The 15,854-nt window shown below is 60.0% G+C and carries 12 protein-coding genes; 3 read left to right on the top strand and 9 right to left on the bottom strand.

Annotated features, from left to right (window positions below):
- Positions 1-46: 46 nt before the first annotated feature.
- From ACA073_RS18595 to ACA073_RS18620, 6 genes are all read right to left on the bottom strand, one after another.
- The gene (locus tag ACA073_RS18595; protein ID WP_497398481.1) at positions 47-2,503 is read right to left on the bottom strand and encodes an EAL domain-containing protein; all 2,457 of its coding nucleotides are present in this window, start codon (positions 2,501-2,503) and stop codon (positions 47-49) included.
- A 251-nt stretch (positions 2,504-2,754) separates the two neighbouring features.
- Positions 2,755-4,572, bottom strand: a complete 1,818-nt coding sequence (locus tag ACA073_RS18600) for an ABC transporter ATP-binding protein (protein WP_497398483.1) — start codon at positions 4,570-4,572, stop codon at positions 2,755-2,757.
- A complete protein-coding gene (locus ACA073_RS18605; RefSeq protein WP_497398485.1) occupies positions 4,565-5,203 on the bottom strand; it encodes a DsbA family protein in 639 nt (212 codons plus the stop codon). Before ACA073_RS18605 ends, ACA073_RS18600 begins: the two co-directional genes overlap by 8 nt.
- Before the next feature lie 3 nt (positions 5,204-5,206).
- Complete coding sequence (gene trhO, locus ACA073_RS18610; protein WP_017340054.1) at positions 5,207-6,148, bottom strand: oxygen-dependent tRNA uridine(34) hydroxylase TrhO; 942 nt, start codon at positions 6,146-6,148, stop codon at positions 5,207-5,209.
- 290 nt (positions 6,149-6,438) lie between these two features.
- Positions 6,439-6,738, bottom strand: coding sequence for a BolA family protein (locus tag ACA073_RS18615; protein ID WP_497398487.1), 300 nt, complete (start codon positions 6,736-6,738; stop codon positions 6,439-6,441).
- A gap of 12 nt (positions 6,739-6,750) precedes the next feature.
- Positions 6,751-7,281 (bottom strand): DUF2059 domain-containing protein, encoded by a 531-nt coding sequence (locus ACA073_RS18620; protein ID WP_214377600.1) that lies wholly within the window; start codon positions 7,279-7,281, stop codon positions 6,751-6,753.
- 192 nt (positions 7,282-7,473) lie between these two features.
- On the opposite strand from ACA073_RS18620, the gene ACA073_RS18625 reads away from it, so the two are divergent.
- On the top strand, positions 7,474-8,868 hold the full coding sequence (locus tag ACA073_RS18625; RefSeq protein WP_497398489.1) for a class II fumarate hydratase: 1,395 nt from the start codon (positions 7,474-7,476) through the stop codon (positions 8,866-8,868).
- 122 nt (positions 8,869-8,990) lie between these two features.
- Here ACA073_RS18625 and ACA073_RS18630 read toward each other — a convergent pair whose 3' ends face one another.
- Positions 8,991-9,950: a DMT family transporter gene (locus ACA073_RS18630; protein ID WP_497398491.1), complete on the bottom strand. Its 960-nt coding sequence runs from the start codon at positions 9,948-9,950 to the stop codon at positions 8,991-8,993.
- 200 nt (positions 9,951-10,150) lie between these two features.
- Here ACA073_RS18630 and ACA073_RS18635 point away from each other — a divergent pair, with 200 nt between their 5' ends.
- Positions 10,151-10,345 carry a DUF6316 family protein gene (locus ACA073_RS18635; protein WP_497398493.1) on the top strand — a complete coding sequence of 65 codons (195 nt, stop codon included), beginning with the start codon at positions 10,151-10,153 and terminating at the stop codon, positions 10,343-10,345.
- Positions 10,346-10,468: 123 nt separating this feature from the next.
- Here ACA073_RS18635 and ACA073_RS18640 read toward each other — a convergent pair whose 3' ends face one another.
- Together ACA073_RS18640 and pap are read right to left on the bottom strand one after the other, a co-directional pair.
- A complete protein-coding gene (locus ACA073_RS18640) occupies positions 10,469-11,653 on the bottom strand; it encodes a thiolase family protein (protein ID WP_497398495.1) in 1,185 nt (394 codons plus the stop codon).
- A 101-nt stretch (positions 11,654-11,754) separates the two neighbouring features.
- Complete coding sequence (gene pap, locus ACA073_RS18645) at positions 11,755-13,278, bottom strand: polyphosphate:AMP phosphotransferase (protein ID WP_497398497.1); 1,524 nt, start codon at positions 13,276-13,278, stop codon at positions 11,755-11,757.
- Between the two features lie 252 nt (positions 13,279-13,530).
- Here pap and mnmC point away from each other — a divergent pair, with 252 nt between their 5' ends.
- Positions 13,531-15,513, top strand: a complete 1,983-nt coding sequence (mnmC, locus tag ACA073_RS18650) for a bifunctional tRNA (5-methylaminomethyl-2-thiouridine)(34)-methyltransferase MnmC2/FAD-dependent 5-carboxymethylaminomethyl-2-thiouridine(34) oxidoreductase MnmC1 (protein ID WP_497398499.1) — start codon at positions 13,531-13,533, stop codon at positions 15,511-15,513.
- Positions 15,514-15,854: the final 341 nt, after the last annotated feature.

The following is a 15,854-nucleotide window of genomic DNA, read 5'->3' on the forward strand; positions in this document are numbered from 1 at the left end:
CTGTCGTGTTCCTTTTGATTGTGATTGTAAGGATCGGCAGGAGATTTCAACGGAACGTGCCAGGCGCCTTGAATAACAAGGGTTGTGGCCTGGCAGGACGACTTTGCAGACTATCGCAGGTAAACAGATGCGGGCGCTCAATCACATACCCTTGAGCGTAATCCACCCCGATCTCCAGCAATGCCTGCTCGATCTGGGGTGTTTCAACAAACTCGGCAATCGTACGCTTACCCATGACATGACCGATGTGATTGATCACCTCGACCATGGCGCGGTTAATCGGGTCGTCCAGCATATCCTTTACGAAACTCCCGTCGATCTTCAAGAAGTCTACAGGCAAATGTTTCAAGTACGCGAATGAGGACATTCCGGCACAAAAGTCGTCCAGCGAAAAATGGCAGCCTAACCCTTTGAGCTCATTGATAAATCTGATTGCACTGCCAAGATTGGAAATTGCACTGGTTTCAGTGATTTCAAAACAAATCATTTCAGGCGGTACAGAGTAAGCAATGAACTGTTGACGCAGGAAGTCCAGGAACGCCTCATCTCCGATAGTTGTGCCTGACAGATTAATCGCACACATCGCCAATGGACCTTTGCGCTCTTCGGCCATGCCTTGGGCAATGATCTTGAACACGTTCTGCACGACCCAGCGATCAAGGGACGTCATCAGGCCATAACGTTCCGCGGCCGGAATAAAACTGTCGGGCAGAATCATGCGCCCGGCTTCGTCATGCAGGCGCAGCAGGATTTCAATATGCCCGCCGCCCTCTTCAACATGACCCAGAGGCGCAATTTCCTGGGCGTACAGACAGAAACGGTTTTCCTCCAGCGCCATGTGCAAGCGCTGTACCCAGGCCATCTCGCCAAAGCGCAGTGACAACTCCGAGTCGTCGGCGTGATAGACCTGAACCCGGTTCCGGCCCTTTTCCTTGGCCATGTAACAGGCCATATCGGCGGAGAGCAGCGATGTTTCGAGGGTGATCGGGTGCTGGGTGACATGCACCAGCCCGATGCTCACGGTGGTCACGAACGGCCGGCCCTTCCAGACGAAGTGCAGGTTCTGCACGGTCTGGCGCAGGCCCTCGGCGATTTTCTCCGCCGCTTCCGGCGAACAGTTCTCCAGCAGGATGCCAAACTCGTCGCCGCCCAGCCGGGCCAGGGCATCGCCTTCGCGCAAACCCGATTGCAACAGCGCGCAGATATGCCGCAGCAACTCGTCTCCCGCGGCGTGGCCGCAGGTATCGTTGACCAGTTTGAACTGGTCCAGATCGAGGAACATCAGGGCATGTCGCCCCGGCTGCCGTGTCAGGTTGTGCAGCACCTGTTCCAGGCGATACTCGAATTCGCGGCGGTTGGCGAGGCCGGTCAAGGCGTCATGGGTCGCCTGCCAGGACAGATTGGCAATGTATTGCCGCTCCTGGGTCATGTCGTGCAGGACCAGCACGGTGCCGCTGACTTTGCCGGCGTTGCGGATTGGCGCACCGACCAGCGTGACCGACACCGTGCTGCCGTCCAGGCGTTGAATCAGCTTGGAATGTTCGCCGCCGCTGAGTTGACCGCTCAGGATGTGCTCAATCAGCGTAAAGCCGTCGGCCTGAGCGTTTTCGTCCAGCAGATTGAACAGCGCTGCCAGGGGTAAACCTGTCGCCTGCTCGGCTTTCCAGTGGGTCAACGCCTCGGCGGCCGGGTTCATGTAGGCAATTGCGCCTTCGACATTCGTGGTGATCACGCCATCGCCGATCGATTGCAAGGTGATCTGCGCCCGTTCTTTTTCCAACTGCAGGGCGTCGGCAAATGCATGGCGCTGCTTGAGCAATTTGTGAGTGCGCATCAGGGCCAGGACTATCAAGCCCAACGCCGTGGCAAGGTTGGTCACCAGCAGCAGGCGAAGGATGACCCGCGAGCCTTCGCCCAAGGCATCGCTAAAGGCCTTCGCCGCCGGCGTCACATCATCGTTGATGACGAAAATCTGATCCTTCCAGCGTTTGATATCGCTTTCCGAGGCCTGATTGGCGGTGATGCGCTGGTGCATGTCCCGCGCGACGTCATCGAGCTTGACCAGATGCGCGTCACCCACCATCCAGAGGTCGATGGCTTTTTCGAGGTAGGTGAAGTGGCGGAAGTTGAGATACAGCCAGATCAGGCTGGAAGCGTCATCCGGATGGTTGCCACCCTTGATGATCGACGCACGTGCCATCTCGATATTCGGCGGTTCATGATCCAGCGCTACACGCAGGTCGTGGCTACCCAGGGGCACGGCAATGGCATTCTGATATTTAAGAAAAATCGCTTCGTCGCCGCTTTCGGCGTAGAGAGTGAGGTAATAGATTGCGTCTTTCTGGCTCTTGGACCACAGGCTTTCACCGGCAACGTAACCACGGACCGCCGAAAGAACATAAAGGCTGACGCCGCACAGCAAGGCCTGAAACAGCACGACGGCAATAAATGGCCAGACGATGCCCAACAACCGTGGCGTTCCGAGAGTCCGCGTTCGATTCATGAGGTCCCTTGTTTTAGCACTGCCGGATCAGCATCCAAACTGAACGCTACAGGTAGACTAGGGTGCGTTTTCGATCCCGGCAAGCGGGAAGCCCTTTCTACGGGCCATTGCAGGTAAATAACTATTCCAGTGAGATGGCGGCACATACAGAGAGGGACAGTTCCTGTGAAAATGTCCCTGTAAATCGCGCTGGCCCACCGTTTTTTTCCTGAAACCGTACGCGGGCGCCTTGTCCATGGGCGATGCGCAGATCAGTGCTGCTGCAAATGCCCATAAAGCTTGGCGTACAAACCACCCTCGGCAATCAACTGCTGATGGTCGCCATCCTCGGCAATTTGCCCGCCATCGAACACCAGCACCCGGTCGGCCTGCTTCACGGCCGACAATCGGTGCGCAATGATCAGCGTGGTGCGGTGGCTCAGAAACCGCGCCAGCGCCTGATGCAGGTTGTACTCGGTGGCCGCGTCCAGCGCCGAGGTGGCTTCGTCGAGGATCACCACTTTCGGTTCGGCCAGCACCATTCGGGCGATTGCCAGACGTTGGCGCTGACCGCCGGACAAGCGCACGCCGGAACGCCCGACGATACTGTCCAGACCATTGGGCAGGTCTCGAACGGTCTGATGCAATTGCGCGATTTCCAGCGCTTGCCAGCAGGCCTCGTCACTGCGCTCACGGCCCATGGTCAGGTTGGCCCGTACAGTGTCATTGAACAGCGCCGGATGTTGCAGGACCACGGCGACGTTTTCGCGTACGGTTTCCAGACCAATCTCTTGCTGGGTCGAACCGCCGAAGCGAATCGTCCCGGCCAGCGGCGTGTACAAACCCAGCAGCAACTGCACCAACGTACTTTTACCGCCACCGCTGGCGCCGACAATCGCGACCTTTTCACCCGGCGCGATCGACAGGTTCATCTGGTTCAACACCAGCTCGTCGCCGTAACCGAAACTCAAACCCTGGACTTCGATGCCGACGGTATCGCGCCCGTTGAACGGGTCTACACCGCCCGGGTATTCAGGTTCATCGGCCCTGGCCAGCAACTCATTGATCCGGGACAGCGCGCCACCGGCGGCGTAATAGGCGTATTGCAGGTTAAGCAGTTGTTCCACCGGACCGATCATGAACCACAGGTAGCTGAACACCGCGAGCATCTGGCCGATGGACAAGTCGGAGAACAACACCGTGAGCATGGCGGCGGCGCGGAAAATATCGATGCCGAACTGGAACAGCAAACCGCTGGCACGGTTCGAGGCATCGGTTTTCCACTGCGAAGTCACCGCGTAATCGCGCACCTCGCGCGCCCGCTGACCGAGACGCCCGAGGAAAAAACCCTGACGGTTGCCGGCGCGCACTTCCTGGATGGAATCGAGGGTTTCGGTCAACGCTTGAGTGAAGCGCGAGGTGCTGTCGTTCTCGAGTTTCTTCAGGTGTTTGACCCGCTTGCCCAGCAGCACCGTGGCGTAGATCACCAACGGGTTGAACAGCATGATCAGCAGCGCCAGCTTCCAGTGCATCCAGATCAGGATGCTCGCCGTACCGACCAGCGTCAGCATGGCCACGAGGAAACGGCTGAGGGTTTCGCCGACGAATTTGTCCAGCGTATCGAGGTCGGTCACCAGGTGCGTGGTGACCGTGCCGCTGCCCAGGCTTTCGTATTCGCCCAGCGAGATGCGCTTGAGCCGCTCGATCAGCCGTGTGCGAATGCGGTACACGATGTCTTTGGCCAGTGCCGCGAACAACTTTGCCTGCACCACGTTGAATAACAGGGCACCGCAGCGCAGCAACAAGGTCACCAGCAGCATCAGGCCGATGTACCCCGCCGCTTTCTGCCAGCCTTCGGGCAGCGCGTGGTTCATGACCTTCAGCGCGGAGTCGCCATGGCCCAGCAGCACTTCGTCCACCAGTAACGGCAAGAGCAAGGGGATCGGCACGCTGCACAACGTTGCCAGCACGGCCACGCCGTTGGCGATCCACAGGGATTTCTTGTGTTGCAAGGCCAGGCGACGGATTTCCGCCCAGCTCAGACGGTCGACACGTGTAGCGGTTGCGGCGTCGTCAGGCAGGTCATGCACAGGCAGCGCGCTCCAGCCAGCGGCCGAGCAGCGGTGACAGGACACTGAGAGGCTGATAGCCATTGGTCAACAACGCCAATTGACCATCACGCTCAGCCAGCAAGGTGGGGAAACCGGCGATGCCGAGGTCCTGCACCCAAGTGAAATCGGCCGCTGTCGCGGCATGTTGATCAGCGCGGTCGAACGCCGCGGCGAACTCGATGCGCGGCACACCGGCCCGCTCCGCCAGTTCCACCAGCACACTGGCGTGGGTGACGTCGCGGCCCTCTGCGTAAAACGCATGCTGAATCAGACCGAGCAGTTTCCACGCGCAATCCGGCGCCAGGCTGCGCGCCGTCACCAACGCCCGACAGGCGGGCTCTGTGTCGTACACAAAGCCTTCGGGCAACGCACCTTCGATCTTGAACGGCTGGCCAGTGGCCTCGGTGACCGCTTGCCAATGCTCAAGAATGTAGCGCCGGGTGGTCGGCTCCAGCGCCGAACCACTGCCGGTGCGCAAACCGCCCACCACCAGATGCAGCTCCACCCCCGCCGCCTGCGCCTGTTCGACCAGCGCATTGGCCACCGGCGCAAAGCCCCAGCACCAGGAACACATCGGGTCCATCACATAGAGCAGGCGGCGAGCAGACATGGTTCAAGCCTCGGAAGGGGTTTGCTTGTAGTTGTAGCCGATCGGGTGAGGCATGTTCCGTGCCTTGGCCAGTTCGATCTGCTTCTGCCGATCGATGGCACTGCGGCGGGTCTTCTCGCTCAGCTTATCCCAGCAATGCGGGCAGCTGATGCCGGCCACATAGTGCTCGGACGCGCGGTCTTCGACGCTCACCGGTGTACGACAGGCATGACACTGATCGTAGTCGCCTTCGCTGAGGTCGTGACGCACGGTCACGCGGTTGTCGAACACGAAGCAGTCGCCCTGCCACTTGGTTTCTTCCTGCGGCACCTCTTCGAGGTACTTCAGAATGCCGCCCTTGAGGTGATAGACCTCGTCGAAACCCTGGCTGAGCATGTAGCTCGAAGCCTTTTCGCAACGAATGCCGCCGGTGCAGAACATCGCGACTTTCTTGTGCACGGCCGGGTCGAAGTTGGCTTTGATGTAATCGGGGAATTCGCGAAAACTGGTGGTCTTCGGATCGATGGCGCCTTCGAAGGTGCCGATCGAGACTTCGTAGTCGTTGCGCGTGTCGATCAGCAACACTTCCGGATCGCTGATCAGCGCGTTCCAGTTCTCTGGATCAACGTAGGTGCCGACCTTTTTGTTCGGGTCCACGCCTTCGACGCCCAGGGTGACGATTTCTTTCTTGAGTTTGACTTTGGTGCGATAGAACGGCTGCTCGTCGCAGTACGACTCTTTGTGGTCGATGTCGTCCATGCGCGGGTCGTTCTTGAGCCAGGCCATCAGCCCGTCAATGCCTTCGCGGCTGCCGGACACGGTGCCGTTGATGCCTTCTTCGGCGATCAGCAGCGTGCCTTTGATGCCGTTGTCGACCATCGCCTGCAGCAGGGGCTCGCGCAGGTCGACGTAGTTTTCCAGGGTGACGAACTTATACAGTGCCGCCACGACAATCTGTTGTGTCATGGGTGATTCTCCAGGTGGCGACCCTCGTAAGGGGTGAACCGGATTCAAAAAAAACGCGCCGGGTAAGCGGCGCGTTGCGGATTCTAGCAAAAACGGTGTGGTTTTAGGACTGCGTTCTACAGGCTTGGCACAAACCACTGTGGCGAGGGGATTTATCCCCGTTGGGCTGCGAAGCAGTCCTGAATCCTGTGATCACAACAATTCCGGTACACCGCATGCAGTGATCTTGCGACTGCTTCGCAGCCCAACGGGGATAAATCCCGTCGCCACAACAGCCCTCATCCATCACATCAATGCTTGCTGCCGCCAGCGCAGGTCGGCGAGGCCGGGGCCGCGTCGATCTGTGCCCATTCCTGTGGCGTGTAGGTATGCAGCGCCAACGCATGGAACTCGCCCATCAGCTCGCCGAGCGTGCCGTAGACCTTTTGGTGACGCTTGACGCGATTGAGCCCTTCGAACTGCTGGCTGACCACCACGGCTTTGTAATGGGTTTGCAACCCACGACTGTGCATATGGCTTTCATCCAGCACTTGCAGGTGCTCGGGCTGTAACAAACCCAGCGTCGATTCGATGCGTTGTTGCATGGTCATACCCGGCTCCGCTTAAGGCTTTTTCTTGGCGGCTGGAGCCGCGGCGCCGGCTTTAGGATCCAGCTCGTTGGTCATGTCAGCCAACAGCTTGTTGACCACTGGCACAGCGCTTTCGAGCTTGGCCTGGGTCATCTGGGCCGATTGCTGGGTCAGCTGCGGCATTTTTTCCAGGACTTTCTTGCCCAGTGGCGACTGGTAGAACGCGACCAGGTCCTTGAGCTCGGATTCGCTGAAGTTGGTGGTGTACAGCTTGACCATGTCCGGCTTCAGCTTGTTCCAGCCAATGGCTGCGTCCAGAGCGGCGTTGGCCTTGGCCTGGTAGGTTTCCAGCAAGGCTTTTTTCGATTCAGGGGCTTTGGTCTGTTCAAAGCGCTGAGCGAACATTTGCTGCACTTGCATGTACACCGGAGTGCCCAATTTGTCAGCGTGCGCCAGGGTCAGGAAAGCTTCGGCACTGGCGTTGTGGCTGGCGGTATCGGCAAAAACAGGGCCGCTGGCGCAAACCAGTGCAACCGCGGTACAGATGGCACGAAGACGAGTCATCGAGTTTCCTTTTCTAGCAGGCGAGGTCAAACCCCAAGGGCGTCCATTCTGCGCCTAAAAAACTGTGTCACTCAACCCCAAGCCTTGTCGGGCCTGATTTAGAGGGGTTGAATGGTCAAAATGCAGACCGATGGAACCACGGCCGGCGGTCACGGCCTAAACTGCGCTATCAGACTGACAGGAGTGTGCATGATGAGCCGTATCGAAACCGACAGCCTTGGCCAGGTGGAAGTGCCGGATGGGGCCTACTGGGGCGCTCAGACGCAACGCTCGCTGATTAACTTCGCCATCGGCAACGAGCGTATGCCGCTGGCGGTGCTGCACGCGCTGGCGCTGATCAAGAAAGCCGCGGCGCGGGTCAATGACCGCAACGGAGACCTGCCCGCCGACATCGCCCGGCTGATCGAACAGGCCGCCGACGAAGTGCTCGACGGCAACCACGATGACCAGTTCCCGCTGGTGGTCTGGCAGACCGGCAGCGGCACCCAGAGCAACATGAACGTCAACGAAGTGATCGCCGGGCGCGCCAACGAACTGGCCGGCAACCCGCGCGGCGGCAAGTCGCCGGTGCACCCCAACGATCACGTCAACCGCTCCCAGAGCTCCAACGACTGCTTCCCCACCGCGATGCACATCGCCGCCGCGCAGGCGGTGCAGCAACATTTGCTGCCGGCGATCAACGAACTGTCCGGTGGTTTGGCGGAGTTGTCCGCACGGCACATGAAGCTGGTCAAGACCGGTCGCACCCACATGATGGACGCCACGCCGATTACGTTCGGGCAGGAACTCTCGGCGTTCATCGCGCAACTGGACTACGCCGAACGGGCGATCCGCAGCGCCCTGCCGGCCGTGTGTGAACTGGCTCAGGGCGGCACCGCCGTCGGCACCGGGCTGAATTCACCGCACGGTTTTGGCGAAGCCATTGCCTCCGAGCTGGCCGCGCTTTCCGGCCTGCCGTTTGTCACCGCACCCAACAAGTTCGCCGCGCTGGCGGGCCATGAGCCGCTGACCACGTTGTCCGGCGCGCTGAAAACCCTTGCCGTGACCCTGATGAAAATCGCCAACGACCTGCGCCTGCTGGGCTCCGGACCGCGTGCCGGTTTTGCCGAAGTGAAATTGCCGGCCAACGAGCCGGGCAGTTCGATCATGCCGGGCAAGGTCAACCCGACCCAGTGCGAAGCGCTGTCGATGCTGGCGTGTCAGGTACTGGGCAACGACGTTGCCATCGGTTTCGCCGCCAGTCAGGGGCACTTGCAGCTGAACGTGTTCAAACCGGTGATTATCCATAACCTGCTGCAATCGATCCGTTTGCTGGGCGATGGCTGCAGCAACTTCCATCAGCATTGCATCGCCGGCCTGGAGCCGGATGCCGAGAAAATGGCAGAACATCTGGAACGTGGGTTAATGCTGGTGACGGCGCTGAACCCGCATATCGGGTATGACAAGTCGGCGGAGATTGCCAAGAAGGCTTATGCCGAAGGGCTGACGTTGCGAGAGGCGGCGTTGCAGTTGGGGTATCTGACGGATGAACAGTTTGATGAGTGGGTGAGGCCGGAGAATATGCTTGAGGCTGGGGCCAAGGGCTGAGTTTTGTAGCGCCTGAAAGTCAGCCTTCGCGAGCAAGCCGGCTCCCACATTTGACCGAGGTCTCACAGAGGAATGCGGTCGAATGTGGGAGCGGGCTTGCTCGCGAAGAACGATAACGCGGTCTAACTGGCCGCCATCCGCACCTTCCGGGCCTTGAGCCCCGCAATCAACGACGGCCCCAACGCCACCAGCGCCGACCCCAGCACCACCAACACCGCCCCGCCATACCCCAGACCATTGATCGTCTCGGCATGCACATACTCCGGCCACAACCAGGCCGCCATGGCCACCGCCGCAAACGTCACCAACGGCGTGATCGCCAGCGTCGCACTCACCCGCGAGGCTTCCCAGTGCGCCAGCGCTTCGGCAAACGCGCCATACGCAATCAGTGTGTTCATGCAGCACGCCAGCAATAGCCAGCCCTGCAGCGGCGTCAGTTGCAGCGCTTCCAGCGGATGCACCCACGGCGTCAGCAACAGCCCGCAGAACAGATAGATCACCATCATCACCTGCAACGAATTCCACACCGTCAGCAATTGTTTCTGCCCCAGGGCGTAGAAGGTCCAGACCGTGGACGCCAACAACACCAGCAGCACGCCCGCCGTGTAGTCAGTCAACGAGGTGAGCAACTCGGCCAGGCGCTGGTTGAAAAACAGTCCGAAACCAATCAACAACACCAGCAGACCAATCCCCTGCCCCACGCTGAAGCGCTCCTTGAACACAAACAGGCTGGCGATCAGCAGCATGATCGGGCCCATCTGCACCACCAGTTGCGCGGTGCCGGGGCTGAGCAGGTTCAAGCCCATCAAATACAACACGTAGTTGCCCACCAGACCGAGCACCGCCATCAGCACCAGCCAGCCACCGCGCGGCCCGAGCACTTTGCGACTCGGCAGGCGTCTGGTCGCCGCCAGGTAAATGAACAGGCACCCGCCGGACACCATCAGCCGAAACCAGGTCACCGTGACCGGGTCCATCACCAGCAGCACTTGCTTGAGTTTGATCGGCAGGATTCCCCACAACAACGCGGTCAACAAGGCCAGGAACAGGCCGTATACCCAGCGACCGGATGAAATGTGCATGTGTACCCCAAAGCCAGATGGCAAGAATCGTCATTTTAGGGGCAGCGGCACCTGGCACACAGGGACAGTTTGTAAGCGGACGCAAATGAAACTGTGCAAGTCGCAGCAAAAAATTGACGGAATGCCGTCGATCGGATCGCCAGGCACTGTAAGCGGTTCATGCATAAGCTCATTGGATCCCCCACCTTCAGGAGACCGCCATGTATGGCATGCGCGCCCAGGACAACGCCCCCGCCACGCACTTTCGCAGCGACCGGATGTGTCGGGTAAACGGTGAGTTGTATTTCAGCACCCGGGAAAACACGCTGGAGGGGCCGTTTGAAAACCCGGAGGCGGCTTCGCGGGAGATTGAGGCTTACATCGCGCGGATGCAGCTTTTGAGCGCCAGTCGATAGACCGAGGCGCTGCCTTCGCGGGCAAGCCCGCTCCCACAGTGGGGATCTATGTCGCACACTAGATCCCTGTGGGAGCGGGCTTGCTCGCGAAAGCTATCTGACAATCAATACATATCTTAAGGCTTACCGCACCGCCTCAAACAACCCGGTCGCACCCATCCCGCCGCCCACGCACATGGTGACAATGCCGTACCGCAAATCCCGTCGCTGCAACTCCCGCACAAGATGCCCGACCTGACGCGACCCGGTCATGCCGAACGGGTGGCCAATGGAAATCGAGCCGCCATTGACGTTGTACTTCTCGTTATCGATCCCCAGCCGATTGCGGCTGTACAGGCATTGTGAAGCGAACGCTTCGTTGAGTTCCCACAGGTCAATGTCGGCAACCTGCAAACCCTTGGCCTTGAGCAACTTCGGCACCGAGAACACCGGGCCGATGCCCATTTCATCCGGTTCGCAACCTGCCACGGTGAAGCCGCGGAAGAACGCCTTCGGCTTCAACCCCAGTTCCAGCGCCTTTTCCAGGCTCATCACCAGCGTCATCGAAGCACCATCGGACAGCTGCGACGAGTTGCCCGCCGTGACCGAACCGTCTTCGGCAAACACCGGTTTCAACCCCGCCAGACTTTCCAGCGTGGTGTCCGGGCGATTGCAATCGTCGCGATCGACGACACCGTCAAGGATCTGCACTTGCCCGGTGGCCTTGTCTTCAACGCGATACTTCACCGTCATCGGCACGATTTCGTCGTCGAACAGACCGGAGGCCTGCGCCTGAGCGGTACGCTGCTGACTTTGCAACGCGTACAGGTCCTGTTCTTCACGGCTGACGTTGTAACGACGGGCGACGATTTCGGCGGTCTGGCCCATGGGAAAGTAGATGCCCGGCACCTGCTCTTTCAGCAGCGGGTTGATCAGGTTGTCGGTGTTGACGCTTTTCATGGTCAGGCTGATGGACTCGACGCCACCGGCGACGATGATGTCGCTGCAACCCGAAGCAATCTGGTTGGCGGCAATGGCAATCGCCTGCAAGCCCGACGAGCAGAACCGGTTGAGGGTCATGCCGGCGGTGCCGGTGCCCAGGCGTGACAGCACCGCGACGTTGCGACCGATGTTGTAGCCTTGGGCGCCTTCGTTGGAGCCGGCGCCGACGATGCAATCCTCGACAGTGGCCGGGTCGATGCCCGAGCGCGTCAGCAGTGCATTGACGCAGTGAGCCGCCATGTCGTCCGGACGGGTCTGGTTGAACTTGCCGCGAAAGGACTTGGCCAGGCCGGTCCGCACACTGTCGACGATCACCACTTCACGCATGGCATACCTCATTATTGTTGTTGGTTGAGAGTGGACCGAGCATAAGTCCAGCCATTACCGACCGCGACAATCATTCATCCCGCGTATGCGTCACCATCGGTTCACACCTTCAGTTTTTTCTGTTTTTTCTCGTGCTTGTCGGACTTTTCGAACGCTTCTTCCAGCGCCTGATTAAGCGTGCGCAACACCTTGACCCGAGCCCAGCGCTTGTCGTTGGCTTCCACCAGTGTCCAGGGCGAAATTTCGGTACTGGTGCGATCGACCATGTCGCCGACTGCGGCCCGGTAGGCATCCCACTTTTCCCGATTGCGCCAGTCGTCCTCGGTGATCTTGAAGCGTTTAAAGGGGATCTGTGCGCGCTCTTCGAAGCGCTCCATTTGCGTTTCTTTGTCGATAGCCAGCCAGAACTTGACCACAATCACCCCGGCATCGGCGATCTGCTCTTCGAAGTCGTTGATTTCACTGTAGGCGCGTAGCCAATCGGCCGGGCTGCAAAAGCCTTCGATACGCTCCACCAGCACCCGGCCATACCAGGAGCGGTCAAACACGGTGAACTTTCCTCGCGCCGGAATATGTCGCCAGAAACGCCACATGTACGGGTGTGCCCGCTCCTCCTCGGTGGGTGCAGCAATCGGCACGATGCTGTACTGGCGCGGGTCAAGCGCTGCCGCAACCCGCCGGATCGCCCCGCCCTTGCCTGCCGCGTCGTTGCCTTCGAATACCGCGATCAAGGCGTGGCGGCGCATGCGTTTATCGCGCATCAACCCCGAGAACCGTGCTTGCTCGGTGATCAGTTGCTCTTCGTAATCGTCCTTGTCCAGATGCAGGGTCAGGTCGAGGCTGTCGAGCAGGTTGACCTGATCGACGCTGCTGCCCAAGGGCGCGGCGCTGACTTTAACCGGGTGAATCTTCGATCGTTTCAAGGCGCCTTGCAGGCCTTCGAGCAGAATCTTGCCGACCGCCAGGCTCCGATAGCGCGGGTCCAACCCGGCGATCACATGCCACGGTGCGTAGTCGCGGCTGGTGCGGCGCAAAATGCGTTCGCCGTATTTCACGAACTTGTCGTAAGTCTGCGATTGCTGCCAGTCCAGCGGGCTGATGCGCCAGCTGTGCAGCGGGTCGTCGGCCAGCGCCTTGAGGCGCGCCTTCATTTGTTTCTTGGAGAGGTGGAACCAGAACTTGAAGATCAGCGCGCCTTCGTCGCACAACATTTTCTCCAGGCGCTCGGCCGCATTGATGCCCTGATCGAGCCGCGGGTCCTTGAACACACCATGCACCCGGGCCTGCAACATCTGGCTGTACCAGTTACCGAAGAAAATCCCCATGCGGCCCTTGGCCGGGAGCATCCGCCAATAACGCCAGGCCGGTGGCCGCGCCAGTTCTTCGTCGGTCTGCTGATCGAAGGTGCGGACCTCGATCAGCCGCGGGTCCATCCATTCGTTGAGCAGTTTCACCGTCTCGCCCTTGCCGGCGCCTTCGATGCCGTTGATCAAAACGATCACCGGAAAACGCTTTTGCTGCTGAAGTTCGAACTGCGCCTCGAGCAGCGCTTCGCGCAACGCCGGCACTTCGGCTTCATAGGTTTCTTTGTCGATGACGTGACCGATTTCGGCAGATTCGAACATGGAGAGCTCCCTTTCCAGATTGAGCAAGACTAGCGGAAGTTCAAGGCTTGCGGTGTCGCGTAGCAGGCCAAAAGATCGCAGCCTTCGGCAGCTCCTACGGGTGAACGCCGTTCCCGGTAGGAGCTGCCGAAGGCTGCGGTCTTTTGCTCTACCGCAATTTTGCGGCAAGTAGTCCATCCCGCGCCTTGCCATGGATCAAGCACCTCGGCGGCGATCGGCTAGAATGGCCGCCTTGCCGTTGCCGAGCCTGCCATGAAACCTGTATTGCCCCACGCCCAGCTTGACTGGGACGACCAAGGCCTCCCGCGTTCGCGGGTGTTTGATGATGTGTATTTTTCCGACCTGTCCGGGCTGGACGAAACCCGCTACGTCTTCCTTGAACAGAACGCGCTGCGTGAACGTTTTACTGCGTTGCCGGTGGGCGGGCGGCTGGTGATTGGCGAGACCGGTTTCGGCACCGGGCTGAATTTTTTGTGCGCCTGGCAGTTGTTCGAACAACACGCAGTGGCCGGTGCGCGCTTGCACTTTGTCAGTGTCGAAAAGTACCCGCTGAGTGCGCCTGATCTGCAACGGGCGCTGGCGTTATGGCCAGAGCTCAAGCAGTTTGCCGATCAGTTGCTCGCGCAGTACGTGGCGATCCATCAAGGGTTCCAGCGGCTGGTACTGGATAACGGTCGCGTGACGTTGACCCTGTTGATCGGCGATGCGCTGGAGCAGTTGCCGCAACTGGACGGCCAGATCGATGCCTGGTTTCTCGACGGTTTCGCCCCGGCGAAAAACCCCGACATGTGGACCGCCGAACTGTTTGCCGAACTCGCCAGGCTGGCGGCGCCCGGTTCGACCATCAGTACGTTCACCAGCACCGGTTGGGTGCGCCGTTTGCTGAACGCGGCGGGCTTCAAGATGAAGCGCACGCCCGGCATCGGCCACAAATGGGAAATCCTGCGCGGCACGTTCCTCGGCTGGCCTGAAGCAGTGCCAGCACCCGTCGCGGCCAAACCATGGTTTGCGCGCCCGACGCCGCTGACCGGCGAACGTCGGGCACTGGTGATCGGCGCCGGCCTGGCCGGTTGCGCCACGGCCGCCAGCCTCGCGGCGCGCGGTTGGCAAGTCAGTCTGCTGGAGCGTCACGATGCGCTGGCGCAGGAAGCTTCGGGCAATCCTCAGGGCGTGCTTTACCTCAAACTGTCGGCCCACGGCACGGCGTTGTCGCAGTTGATTGTCAGCGGTTTCGGTCACACCCGGCGGTTGCTTGAGCAGTTGCAGCGGGGCGTCGACTGGGACGATTGCGGTGTGCTGCAACTGGCGTTCAATGCCAAGGAAGCCGAGCGACAAGCGCAATTGGCGCAGGCGTTTCCCGATGACTTGCTGCACGCACTCGATAGAGAACAGGCCGAGGCGCGTGCCGGCATCGGCCTGCAATGGGGCGGGCTGTTTTACCCCGAAGGCGGATGGGTGCATCCGCCGGCATTGTGCCAACGGCAAGCAACCCATCCGGACATTCAGATCATGACCCATCACGATGTGGTGGAACTGCGCCGTGCAGAGGGTCAATGGCAAGCCTGGGACGGCGAAACCTTGTTGGCCGCGGCACCGGTCGTGGTATTGGCCGGCGCTGCCGAGATCAAGCGTTTCCCCTACAGCAGTGAGTTGCCGCTCAAACGCATACGCGGACAAATCACTCGCCTGCCACAAACACCGGACAGTCAGACGCTGAGCACCGTGGTCTGCGCCGAAGGTTATGTCGCCCCGGCACGATTGGGTGAACATACGCTGGGCGCCAGTTTTGATTTCAACAATGACGACCTGACACCGACAACGGCCGAGCATGCAGGCAACTTGCAGATGCTCGAAGAAATCTCGCCGGATCTGGTCGCCCGTCTCGGCGCGGATAACCTGCAACCCGATGCACTTGAGGGTCGCGCGGCGTTTCGCTGCACCAGCCCGGATTACCTGCCGATTGTAGGACCACTGGCCGACTCCCCGGCCTTCGCCGAGGCCTACAGCGTATTGAGCAAGGATGCCCGGCAAACTCCGGACATCCCTTGCCCCTGGCTGGATGGCTTGTACGTCAACAGCGGCCATGGGTCGCGAGGCTTGATCACCGCGCCGTTGTCAGGCGAATTGCTGGCTGCGTGGCTCGATAACGAACCGCTGCCACTGCCCAGAGCCGTGGCCGAGGCGTGTCATCCGAACCGCTTTGCCTTGCGCCGACTGATTCGAGGCAAGCCCTGATTGGCTCAATCGATATCGCAGAAGTGCTCAAGACGCTGCCATGCCCGCAGCGATACCTGTCCCGGTGATTTCCTGGATTGAATCCGCGGACGTTCAAGCAACACGCTAATGCGGCGTAGCACTACTCACCACCCACCGATGGTTTTTTTCTGTGCCTGTCTCGAAAACACTGTAGGAGCGAGCTTGCTCCGGGCGGCGTTCCGACGATGGTCGTGAACGATAATGCGTAAAACCAGATGACCCGTGGCGACCTTGGGTTTTTCGCGAGCAAGCTCGCTCCTACAAAATGGAATGCGGGGTAAACCTATTTCGGGACTAGACAGCCAGCCATTCGTCCGTGA

It is taken from the genome of Pseudomonas sp. LBUM1670 (assembly GCF_059695695.1).

Bases quoted from the DNA above. Each gene is read 5' to 3' on its own strand.
- ACA073_RS18595 (WP_497398481.1), bottom strand. From the start codon at position 2,503: ATGAATCGAACGCGGACTCTCGGAACGCCACGGTTGTTGGGCATCGTC.
- ACA073_RS18605 (WP_497398485.1), bottom strand. From the start codon at position 5,203: ATGTCTGCTCGCCGCCTGCTCTATGTGATGGACCCGATGTGTTCCTGG.
- trhO (WP_017340054.1), bottom strand. From the start codon at position 6,148: ATGACACAACAGATTGTCGTGGCGGCACTGTATAAGTTCGTCACCCTG.
- ACA073_RS18615 (WP_497398487.1), bottom strand. From the start codon at position 6,738: ATGACCATGCAACAACGCATCGAATCGACGCTGGGTTTGTTACAGCCC.
- ACA073_RS18620 (WP_214377600.1), bottom strand. From the start codon at position 7,281: ATGACTCGTCTTCGTGCCATCTGTACCGCGGTTGCACTGGTTTGCGCC.
- ACA073_RS18625 (WP_497398489.1), top strand. From the start codon at position 7,474: ATGAGCCGTATCGAAACCGACAGCCTTGGCCAGGTGGAAGTGCCGGAT.
- ACA073_RS18630 (WP_497398491.1), bottom strand. From the start codon at position 9,950: ATGCACATTTCATCCGGTCGCTGGGTATACGGCCTGTTCCTGGCCTTG.
- ACA073_RS18635 (WP_497398493.1), top strand. From the start codon at position 10,151: ATGTATGGCATGCGCGCCCAGGACAACGCCCCCGCCACGCACTTTCGC.
- ACA073_RS18640 (WP_497398495.1), bottom strand. From the start codon at position 11,653: ATGCGTGAAGTGGTGATCGTCGACAGTGTGCGGACCGGCCTGGCCAAG.
- pap (WP_497398497.1), bottom strand. From the start codon at position 13,278: ATGTTCGAATCTGCCGAAATCGGTCACGTCATCGACAAAGAAACCTAT.
- mnmC (WP_497398499.1), top strand. From the start codon at position 13,531: ATGAAACCTGTATTGCCCCACGCCCAGCTTGACTGGGACGACCAAGGC.